12 protein-coding genes and 1 pseudogene (1 of these 13 cut by a window edge) are annotated in these 9,532 nt (G+C 52.9%); all 13 read right to left on the reverse strand.

Annotation, left to right across the window (positions count from 1 at the left end):
* Nucleotides 1-374 (reverse strand): annotated as a pseudogene (locus tag H5U36_04430) (type III pantothenate kinase); it reaches 410 nt to the left of the window's first position.
* Nucleotides 361-858: an ECF transporter S component gene (locus tag H5U36_04435; protein ID MBC7217404.1), complete on the reverse strand. Its 498-nt coding sequence runs from the start codon at nt 856-858 to the stop codon at nt 361-363. Before H5U36_04435 ends, H5U36_04430 begins: the two are co-directional and overlap by 14 nt.
* A gap of 89 nt (nt 859-947) precedes the next feature.
* Nucleotides 948-1,841 (reverse strand): P1 family peptidase, encoded by an 894-nt coding sequence (locus tag H5U36_04440; GenBank protein MBC7217405.1) that lies wholly within the window; start codon nt 1,839-1,841, stop codon nt 948-950.
* A 6-nt stretch (nt 1,842-1,847) separates the two neighbouring features.
* Entirely contained in the window at nt 1,848-2,477 is a 630-nt protein-coding gene (locus H5U36_04445; protein MBC7217406.1) for a zinc ribbon domain-containing protein, read from the reverse strand.
* Nucleotides 2,474-2,761, reverse strand: coding sequence for a hypothetical protein (locus H5U36_04450; GenBank protein MBC7217407.1), 288 nt, complete (start codon nt 2,759-2,761; stop codon nt 2,474-2,476). The genes H5U36_04445 and H5U36_04450 overlap by 4 nt, the downstream gene beginning before the upstream one ends.
* Before the next feature lie 76 nt (nt 2,762-2,837).
* Nucleotides 2,838-4,451 carry a chaperonin GroEL gene (groL, locus tag H5U36_04455; protein ID MBC7217408.1) on the reverse strand — a complete coding sequence of 538 codons (1,614 nt, stop codon included), beginning with the start codon at nt 4,449-4,451 and terminating at the stop codon, nt 2,838-2,840.
* A gap of 17 nt (nt 4,452-4,468) precedes the next feature.
* The gene (gene groES / locus H5U36_04460) at nt 4,469-4,759 is read right to left on the reverse strand and encodes a co-chaperone GroES (protein MBC7217409.1); all 291 of its coding nucleotides are present in this window, start codon (nt 4,757-4,759) and stop codon (nt 4,469-4,471) included.
* A gap of 194 nt (nt 4,760-4,953) precedes the next feature.
* Nucleotides 4,954-6,258 (reverse strand): sigma-54-dependent Fis family transcriptional regulator, encoded by a 1,305-nt coding sequence (locus H5U36_04465; protein MBC7217410.1) that lies wholly within the window; start codon nt 6,256-6,258, stop codon nt 4,954-4,956.
* Entirely contained in the window at nt 6,255-7,259 is a 1,005-nt protein-coding gene (locus H5U36_04470) for a Gfo/Idh/MocA family oxidoreductase (protein MBC7217411.1), read from the reverse strand. The genes H5U36_04465 and H5U36_04470 overlap by 4 nt, the downstream gene beginning before the upstream one ends.
* Entirely contained in the window at nt 7,256-8,128 is an 873-nt protein-coding gene (locus tag H5U36_04475; protein MBC7217412.1) for a PIG-L family deacetylase, read from the reverse strand. The genes H5U36_04470 and H5U36_04475 overlap by 4 nt, the downstream gene beginning before the upstream one ends.
* Entirely contained in the window at nt 8,125-8,934 is an 810-nt protein-coding gene (locus H5U36_04480) for a sugar phosphate isomerase/epimerase (protein MBC7217413.1), read from the reverse strand. Before H5U36_04480 ends, H5U36_04475 begins: the two co-directional genes overlap by 4 nt.
* Nucleotides 8,935-8,945: 11 nt before the next feature.
* Nucleotides 8,946-9,095: a hypothetical protein gene (locus H5U36_04485; protein MBC7217414.1), complete on the reverse strand. Its 150-nt coding sequence runs from the start codon at nt 9,093-9,095 to the stop codon at nt 8,946-8,948.
* Between the two features lie 13 nt (nt 9,096-9,108).
* The coding region (locus tag H5U36_04490) for a hypothetical protein (GenBank protein MBC7217415.1) at nt 9,109-9,532 on the reverse strand (424 nt) is incomplete at its 5' end.

Raw genomic sequence — 9,532 nt, forward strand, 5'->3', positions numbered from 1 at the left:
ATGATGAGATTTCCCCCGTAAAGCGTTGCAGCCGCCACTGCATTGACGATTCGGTCAGCCCCAACTTCCTTCGCCTCAGCACGAATGGAGAGACCAGTTCTCACTCCTGGGCCAACCACAAGGTACGGAATATCCCAAAGGTTCCCAAAAAGCTGCCGCAGGGCATCGAGTACCGGGGGAACGACACAGGATACTACCGCTCGTTCAAGGGTTTTCTTCCCGATTCCTTTTTCCGCCATCAAGAAGCGGAAGAGAAATCCCCACTCGTCGGCAGTACGGCGGGATGATGTGGCCACCCGCCAGTGCGCAAGGAGTTTCTTGCCATCAAAAACACCAAAGGTCGTATGGGTATTGCCGACATCAACAACGAGAATTGAGATCGGACTTCACCACCTTCTTCAGTATCCGGACGATTGGGAGGACAACAAGAGCAGAGAGGGCAAGCTCAAGGGTACCGTTGAGGAGAAATACAGGAATCACCTGTTCGAATCGAAAATACCCCATGAGCACCATGAGTCCCAGAACACCAATCGTATTTGTGGCTGTTCCCGCCAAACTCCCTACCACAACACCCAGATTTCCTCTCCCCAGAGCTCTCCAGGTGTAGAACGCTACAGCCCCAATGAGGAGCCTCGGCACGAAACAGGCCACAATATTCCCCAGAAAAAGGTGCATGGTGAAAAACGCCAAAATGCACCCCACCAAGGGTCCCCCTATGATCCCTCCTATTATAGCAGGAATATGCATGGTCGTGGCATAGGTAGAGAGGTTCGGGACCGGAACGAATCCAAGGGGAGTCACACTGAGGACAAGGGTAACCGCACCAAGGATACCGGCAAAGAGGAAATGACGGTACACTTTTCCGCCTCCGTTCCAGTTCACGAAGATACCGGACGGAGAAGACAGAAACACTTAAACCTTGCTGCCTCTCCGGTCAGCGGTCGCCTCTATTGTACTACACACGCAGGAACGCCACAAAGCGGGGACGCTTTCTTCACCGAGTTCAGTGTAGCCTCGATGACCGCTTCGTACACCCCCTGAACAAGGAGGAGGTAGTCCTGTGGGGGCTTTTTCCCCAAAGCAACAAGAAAAATAACATCACCATCGTAGAGTGTCCCAAAGGGACGGATACAAGTCGCAAGAGCCGAGTGCACCACTGAGGCCAGGGCAAGAAGCTCTTCTCGAAGGAGGGAAAAATCAAAAATGACCACCGCAAGGGTAGTATTGAAAGGAGGAGGAGTTGTCCTTCCTTTGGGCTTTTCTCGGGATCCTGCAAGGAGAACTCCCGATTTCGGGTCGTAAACATCTCCCAGAGCATTGGTCACCACAAAGGCCCATACGGAATTTCCAAGAATACAAGCGCTCCCTGCCCCAAATCCCCCCTTCATCGCTCCGAGCATACCGTACATTTTTCCCACCGTTGCTCCCGTTCCTGCGCCAATTGTCCCCTCCCGCAAGGTGGTGTCAGCTCGAAGAGCTGCCTCGTACCCCCATTCGGCCTCGGGAAAGGCAACCTCTCCCACCTCAAGGTCGTAAATCACCGCCTGGGCCACAATGGGCACAGGGGTAGCCCTTGTGGCAAATCCTCTCTTCCGTTCCCGCAGAAAGGTGACAACACCCTCAGAACAGCGGAGCCCAAAGGCACTTCCTCCACTGAGAACAATCGCATCAACCCCAGGAACAAGACGACCAGGAAAGAGCGCCGGGAGTTCACGACTTCCAGGGGCACCACCGTGCACAGAGGCCACTGCCACATTTGGGACGTCGAAAAGGAATACCGTACACCCTGTAGCAAGACGAAAATCCTCACGGTGCCCGATTCGGAATCCTTGAAACATCACCGTACCTCAGGAAAGCTTTCTCCCACAGTAAGGACAGAGGCGGAAGTCAGGAGCGATTCTCTCCCCACACGAGGGACAAACGCCTTCTTCATTTCTCTCCTCTTCGGGGACATATGAGGCCTTCGTCTTGTCGAGCTCTCTCTGCCAGGTAGCCACATCAACCATGCTGTCAAAGTAGAGAGTATGTTCCTTGTCCCACTCATCCACATAGCGAACCCCAAGATACAGCGGAGCGCGACTCAGCCGGTGGAAGCGAAAGAGGCGAGGACCGAAATCGCTTGCAGCCAGAACCCGTTCAGGGATAGCTTCAATACCCAGGACACGGTGGAGCGGTATGCGGAAGACAACTTTCTCAAAGGGTGGGGTAAAACCAAAGATGTTTGGTCCTTTCTCGAAATTCTCGAACCATAGACTTTTGGACATCAAAAAAAGGAGGCCATCTGTCGCGTTCTCAAAGCGAGGATGGCCTCCGAGGTAACGAGCAAAGCTTGAGAGCACTCGGGTTTCTCCAAATTCCCGTTCCTTCTCCTGCCAGAACTCAGTAACCGATACCTGGGCACCCCTTTTTCTCGTCCCCCAGAAAAGGCCCACCAGGAGAAGTACACCGATGATAAGGAGGTACCCAAAAAAATTCATGACTTATCCTTGCTGTCTGAACCCGAGGACCCCGAGCTCCCACAGCTTGCACAACTCGTGGAGGTACAGGAGCTGCAACTCGAGCTCGAAGAGGCAGAACTTCCTGAACGGTAATCGGTAATGTAGAAGCCACTTCCTTTAAAGACAAAACCAACGTTTTTGCTGAACAGTCGCTTCACTCTTCCTTTGCAGAAGGGACACTGGGACACGGGTTTGTCACTGAAGGATTGCCATTCCTCAAAGGTCTTTCCGCATTCCATGCACTGGTACTCGTAGATGGGCACCGCAACCACCCCCATGAACACGTCGCCCGGTGAGAGCGCTCTCACCGGGCGACTCTCTTCCTATTATACCCCATTATCAGTACTCTGGCGCGGGTGGCACAGAGGATTCTTTCTTCTCAGGAATCTCGGTGATAACGGATTCGGTGGTGAGCATGACTGAAGCGACACTTGCGGCATTCTGGAGCGCAGTACGTACAACTTTCACCGGATCGATAATTCCTGCTTCGAACATGTCCACGAATTCACCGGTGAGGGCATTGAAACCGAAGTTTGGATTGTCCGAAGCCTTAATCCGTTCCACAATGACAGAGCCTTCTTCGCCTGCGTTCTCGGCGATGAGCTTAGCCGGCTCCTCAAGGGCCTTCTTCACAATCAGAGCTCCGATCTTCTCGTCACCTTCAAGCTGGAGCTCGTCAATGGCCGGGATGCACCGGATAAGCGCAACGCCGCCACCAGGTACAATGCCTTCCTCCACTGCTGCACGAGTGGCATGGAGAGCGTCCTCAACTCGGGCTTTCTTCTCCTTCATTTCTGCCTCTGTTGCTGCACCAACTCGGATGACCGCTACACCGCCAGCGATCTTGGCAAGACGTTCCTGAAGCTTCTCCCGATCGTAATCGGAAGTGGTCTCCTCAATCTGCTTCTTAATCTGGTTCATACGGGCAACAATGTTTTCCCGCTTTCCAGCACCTTCAACGATGGTGGTGTTCTCTTTGTCGATGACGACTTTCCGTGCCTGCCCGAGATCCTCAATGGTGACGTTTTCGAGTTTAATACCCAGGTCTTCAGAGATGAACCGTCCACCGGTGACGATGGCGATGTCCTCAAGCATCGCCTTTCTCCGATCGCCAAAGCCGGGAGCCTTTACGGCAGCGCAGCTCAGAACTCCTTTGAGCTTGTTCACTACGAGCGTAGCCAGAGCCTCACCTTCGACGTCTTCAGCGATGATGAGGAGCGGTCTACCTCTCTGGACGACTTTTTCAAGGAGTGGCAGGAGATCCCGTACCGAGGAGATCTTCTTCTCGTAGATGAGGATGTACGGGTTTTCAAGAACGCATTCCATCCGTTCTGGGTCGGTGATGAAGTACGGGGAGAGGTATCCACGGTCAAACTGCAAACCTTCTACCACTTCAAGGGTGGTCTCAAGACCTTTCGCTTCTTCAACGGTGATGACGCCGTCTTTACCGACCTTTTCCATAGCGTCAGCAATGATGTCACCAATGGATGTATCATTGTTGGCAGCAATGGAAGCGACCTGAGCGACTTCCTTGCGGTCGCTTACTTCCCTGGCCATGCTCTTGAGTCTCTTCACAACTGCGTCCACAGCCTTGTCAATACCCCGCTTAAGGAGCATTGGGTTCGATCCTGCAGCAACGTTTCGAAGACCTTCGCGGAAAATAGCCTCTGCAAGGACAGTCGCGGTAGTGGTTCCGTCTCCTGCAACGTCACTCGTCTTGGAAGCCACTTCTTTAACAAGCTGTGCACCCACGTTCTCGTTCGGGTCCTTGAGCTCGATTTCTTTTGCTACGGTTACTCCGTCCTTTGTGATGGTGGGAGACCCAAATTTCTTCTCTATGACGACATTCCGCCCTTTAGGACCAAGGGTCACCTTCACTGCATCGGCAAGAGTCTTGACACCACGCAGGATTGCCTGTCGTGCTTCTTCCTGGAAGAGAATCTGCTTGGCCATAGCTACCTACCCCCTTTCTACTCCTCAATGATTCCTAAGATGTCATCCTCACGCATGATGAGGTATTCTTCTTCGTCAATCTTAACCTCAGTGCCAGCATACTTTCCAAAGAGGACTCGATCGCCCTCTTTGACCTCAAGGGGTCTGCGATTTCCGTTCTCGTCGATTTTACCAGTTCCTACCGCGATTACTCGACCCTGCTGTGGCTTTTCCTTCGCCGTGTCAGGAAGGATGATTCCCCCTTTCCGCACTTCTTCCTCCTCAACCCGCTTCACGAGAACTCGATCTCCAAGTGGCTTAATCTTCATGGTGCTTCACCCCTTTCTCTGTAGAGCTTTTTCCGAATCGCGACCCCTATTGTACTCCGTTTAGAGCAAATTGCAAGGGGAGGGCAACATCAGTCAAGGTCAGTTTTTTGACTTTTTGACAAACAAGCTCCGCATTATTTTGCAAAAATGACAAAAATGGCCCCTCCCTATTTGCCAAAAAGTCAAAAGAAAATTCACACCTTCTGAGGAATTTCCTCCCCAAGGTGGTACTCCTCAATCTTCCGGTACAGCGTTCGAAGGCTTATACCGAGGGCCTGGGCAGTTTTCGTCTTGTTGAAGCGATGTGCTCTGAGGGTTTCCCGTATGAGGAGCTTTTCTACCTCCTTCAGGGGAGTGCCAAGACGCACACCGATGATTCCCTCTCGGAAGATATTGCCTCGCCGGATGTGTTCGGGAATATCCTCAGGAGTAATAACGTCACTCTGAGAGAGAATCACTATCCCCTCAAGGGTATTCTTGAGTTCCACCACATTCCCAGGCCAGTCGTACTCGATGAGAATCTTGAGAGCTTCCCGATCGATACGGACGGTTTTCCGCCCCGTCTCCTCGGCAATATCCCTGAGGAATTGGTCCACAAGAAAAGGAATATCCTCCCTCCTTTCTCGCAATGGGGGAATCTCAATCTTTACAACGCTCAAAAAGTAGTAAAGGTCATTCCGGAATGACCCTTGCGCAACCTTTTCCTCAAGGGGGATTTCTGAGGAGGCGACAATGCGGACACTGCCGCTTTTTCCCCCAAAGCGCTGTTCTTCGAGAAACTCGAGAAGCTCGGCCTGCAAGGGCAAGGAAAGGAGGTGAATATCCTCAAAGTACAGCGTTCCCTCTTCGACGCGCTGGATTTCTTCCTGAGGAAAACCCTGAAGGGTAGCCCCACAGAGAATCTTGATGAAGGGCTTCCCTTCTCCAAAGGCGTAGCGGTGGATGGCCCTTGCAACCATCTCTTTTCCCGTTCCCTGTTCACCTACAAGAAGTACCGGACGCTTTACCTGGGAAACCTGGAGAATCAGGTTAAAGATGCGCTGCATCTTTTCTGAAACTCCTGTAATCCCGGCAAAAGAGAAACGGTGCGTGAACTTACGCCGGAGGTCCTTGTTCTCCTCAAGCAGGGCAAGATGTGCATCAGCTCTCCGAACTACCGAGAGAATACGGGAGGGCGTGAAAGGGGGAGAGAGGTACTCGTACACCCCTTTGGCCAGGAACTCTCGAACCCGGGCTGGACTCTCCTCTTTTCCCGTAACGATGATAATCATGTCGGGAAAGTGCTGCTTGACAAAAGCCAAAAGCTCAAAGCTATTCTCGCTCAGAACCCCTTCCTCAACGAGCATGATATCGATTTCTTCTCTATCGAGGCAGTTCAAAGCAAGGCCCCGATTTCGAACAGAAATGACGTAGTACCCCTCGTCTCGCAAGAGGTTCTCCCATCGCTCTCGCAAGAGAGCGTCATCCTCAACGAGGAGAACTTTACGGAAAGACTTCATAGGGCAACAGGGCTCTCCTCCGAGGCCGCACGCTGTGCGGCAAGGGCCACCTTAAGGGCAAGAGTGGCCTGATCCGGGGTTCCAAGCTCCGGAGGCGTATCTCTCTCCACGCAATCCAAGAAGTACCGGAGCTCAGCAGTGTATGGATCCTCACCTGCAACCTCTATTTCCCGCTTTGGCTCGCCCTTCCGGTAAAGAACCATAGGATTCACTTTCCCCCGTTCCTCGATGTTCACCCCCGCTCGGAAAGTCCACTCCAGAACCCCCTCGTCTCCCAGCACTCGAAATCCACAGGTGAAGGGGAACTCCCCTTGCATCATCCACCCACCCTGAATCGTCGCTAAAGCTCCGTTCTGGTACTGAACCTGGGTAGTAATGTGGTCAAAGGAGCCCTTTTCCGAGCGAATGCCTTGGGCGAACACTTTCTCAGGTTCTCCAAGGAGCCAGTTCACGTAATCGAGATCGTGGATGTGAAGGTCAAGGGATGCTCCACCGCTCAAGCGAGGGTCGAGAATCCATCCCCCAACGGACCATAAAGGAGTCACCGAGAGGCGAAAGGCCTCCACGAAACGAATGTTTCCACAAGCCCCGTCTTCAATGAGTTTCTTAGCCTCAACGTACTCTCCCCAGAAACGGAGAACATGGCCAATCATAAGGTGTACTCCATTCCTTGTGCAGACCTCTTTCATCGCCAGAGCATCATCCACAGTAAGGGCGATGGGCTTTTCGCAGAACACATGCTTTCCGGCATTTGCTGCCATCTCTGTATACTCCCGATGGAGGAAAGTGGGAAGGCAGATGTCGACAATGTCGACACTCTCCCTCTCCAAAAGAGTGCGAAAGGAATCGTAGTGAGGAATTCCGTATTTCTCTCGAAAATCCCGAGCCCTATCGGGATGCACCTCAAAGAAGGCACACACTTCTGCTCCATCTATTCTCCTCCAGGCCTCCATGTGCACAGAGGCAATGAAACCCGAACCTAAAAGGGCGACTCTCTTCACCGTACACCACCTTCTTTCTCAATTTCAAGGACTCGCGCAATGTATCTCCGGTACTCACACTTTGGACGAGGCTCAAAGGCAAGGTACACCTCAAGAAAGCTCCGTTCTGAGAGCATCCGTTCTCTCCGAGCCTCAAGGAGTCCCTCCACGATTTTTGCCTGCGTCCTGAACTCCTGCATGGCCTCCCGGATACGTTCTTCTGCTTCATGCGGTGCTCGCAAAGCCCGGTTGGCACGCACATCCAAGCTGTCCCCCACACAGAGTGCATCCTCGAAAGAAAAGTCACTCCACACCGCATACTGGAGCACCGAGCGAATCGGAGAACTCTCTCCCCAGTCAGCCATAACAGGATCTCCTACCTGAGGAGCATCAAAGGCTCCAATCATAAAGACGGCAGTGTGGTCGAGGTGTTCCCGGTGCCCATTGGGAAGCACAACCCGCGTTGCTCTGAGGCGCCGCAGAAGCGGGATAACCTTCTCCACCGTTCCCCCTCCCGAGGGGAGTTTCCAGCCGATGAAGGGCCAGACGCTGTAGTCGTCGTACTCAAGGCGGTGGATACGTTCTGGAAGAATGCCGACCTTCTCGTAAGCTTTCACCATTTCTCGAGCCCGAAGCGCAGTGATGATGTGCTTGTGCTCAATGACGCTGTACCCACCGGAACCGTTGCAGAACACGACCACATGGACCTCTCCGCCAAAAAGAGGCACCGCCTGGAGGAGATACCCGGCACCGAGAAGAGCATCGTCATCGTGAGGCGAGAAAATGACAACCCGCTCATCTCCCTCTCTCCAGCCAGGGAAAAGAAGGTCGATAGAAGTACTCTTGACCCTTCCCCGCAAATCGAAAAAGACAAAATCTTCCCGCTTCATTCTCTGTCCCCCTCTACTATACTCTGGAGGTATCGAAAGGACTGCTGCACTGCCTCATCTACGAGCAGGCGAGGATGACGGAAAAGACCGTCAAATTCAATTTCTACACTGAGTGGAATTTCCTTCCCACTCTGGCGCAGGAGCTTGAAAATTCTCGGGAAGTCAACGGTTCCCTCCCCCAGAGGAGGAAAATCCCAAACCTTGTACCCTCCCCGCTTGTCCTTGAGATGCATATGGACAATATAGGGAAGGCAACTTACTATGTCCTCCTCGGGACGGGTATTCCCGTAGAAGATGACATTACCGGTATCGTAGTTTATGCCAACTCGAGGTAACCTGAGTTTTTCAAGAAGACCCCGAAGCTTTGCCCCTGTGGAGAAGACATCTCCGTGCACCTCAAGACCCACAAAGACCCCAAAGGCCTCTGCTTCCCTCGAGAGCAGCTCGAGGTTTTTCTCAAGGAGCACTACATCGCTTTCCCGATCGACCGTTCCCGTATTGACCACCTGTGCTCCAAGAACTTGAGCACAGAAGAGAGCAGAAGAGAGATACGCACGTCCCTCCTCTGTGGCGAGGTTCGAATGTGCACTCAGGCTCGCCACAGAAAGACCAAAGGATTCAATTTTTTTCCGAAGAGCAACGAGATCCGCTTCTTTTGCCTGGTCACACCGGAAGTGCTCCGTCCAGCCCACGACACAGGAGAGTTCCACCCACCGGAATCCGGCCCGCGCTATACCCTCCAGCGCCTCCTCAAGCGAGAAACCATGGTAGGTGTTCGTTGAAACCGCAAGCCAAAAGGACGACATTCTCCACCGCCTCAGAAGGAGAGGAGCACGTGCCAAACGAAAAGCCAGGGCCAGTACTCGATTTTTTCCCAGATGTCACGAATGATGTCCTCGTTCCCTTGAACGACTGGAAAGTACACCTTTGCCTCCTCCCAGGTCATGCATACACCAGGACGACCCATACTTCTCCCTCCTTCAGTACTGCCCGTACTCACGGGTGAACTCGGTCATAGCCCGCACATTTTCGATTTTCGCATCATCCTGAATGATGGCTCCCGCATCCATAATGTACCCACCATCTCTTGCGACCTCATCGATAATGCGCTTACAGTACACCCGGACCTCCTCAGGGGTTCCAAGGGCAAGAAGGTCATTGGGTAGACCCCCGCTTATTGCAAAGCGATCGCCAAGGACACGGTGCACCTTGAAAATGTCCCCCTTGTCGACGTGGTACACAATGCTTCCTGGTGGAAGCTCCCGGAAAGTCTCGAGGTGGTAATCCCAATTCCCCTCGGCATAGAAAAGAACCTGATGCCCCCGCTTCCAGAGTTCTTCCACGATTGGCTTAAGCGTCGGCCAGTAAATCTTTTGAAAGTGCTCCGGTGTGATGAAAGGTACG

The sequence above is a fragment of the Candidatus Caldatribacterium sp. genome (assembly GCA_014359405.1).
GTDB lineage: Bacteria > Atribacterota > Atribacteria > Atribacterales > Caldatribacteriaceae > Caldatribacterium > Caldatribacterium oleiphilum.

What these genes read in the sequence shown, in the direction of transcription:
- H5U36_04445 (MBC7217406.1), bottom strand. Translation starts at nt 2,477, where the DNA reads ATGAATTTTTTTGGGTACCTCCTTATCATCGGTGTACTTCTCCTGGTG.
- groES (MBC7217409.1), bottom strand. Translation starts at nt 4,759, where the DNA reads ATGAAGATTAAGCCACTTGGAGATCGAGTTCTCGTGAAGCGGGTTGAG.
- H5U36_04475 (MBC7217412.1), bottom strand. Translation starts at nt 8,128, where the DNA reads ATGAAGCGGGAAGATTTTGTCTTTTTCGATTTGCGGGGAAGGGTCAAG.
- H5U36_04480 (MBC7217413.1), bottom strand. Translation starts at nt 8,934, where the DNA reads ATGTCGTCCTTTTGGCTTGCGGTTTCAACGAACACCTACCATGGTTTC.
- H5U36_04485 (MBC7217414.1), bottom strand. Translation starts at nt 9,095, where the DNA reads ATGGGTCGTCCTGGTGTATGCATGACCTGGGAGGAGGCAAAGGTGTAC.
- H5U36_04465 (MBC7217410.1), bottom strand. Translation starts at nt 6,258, where the DNA reads ATGAAGTCTTTCCGTAAAGTTCTCCTCGTTGAGGATGACGCTCTCTTG.
- groL (MBC7217408.1), bottom strand. Translation starts at nt 4,451, where the DNA reads ATGGCCAAGCAGATTCTCTTCCAGGAAGAAGCACGACAGGCAATCCTG.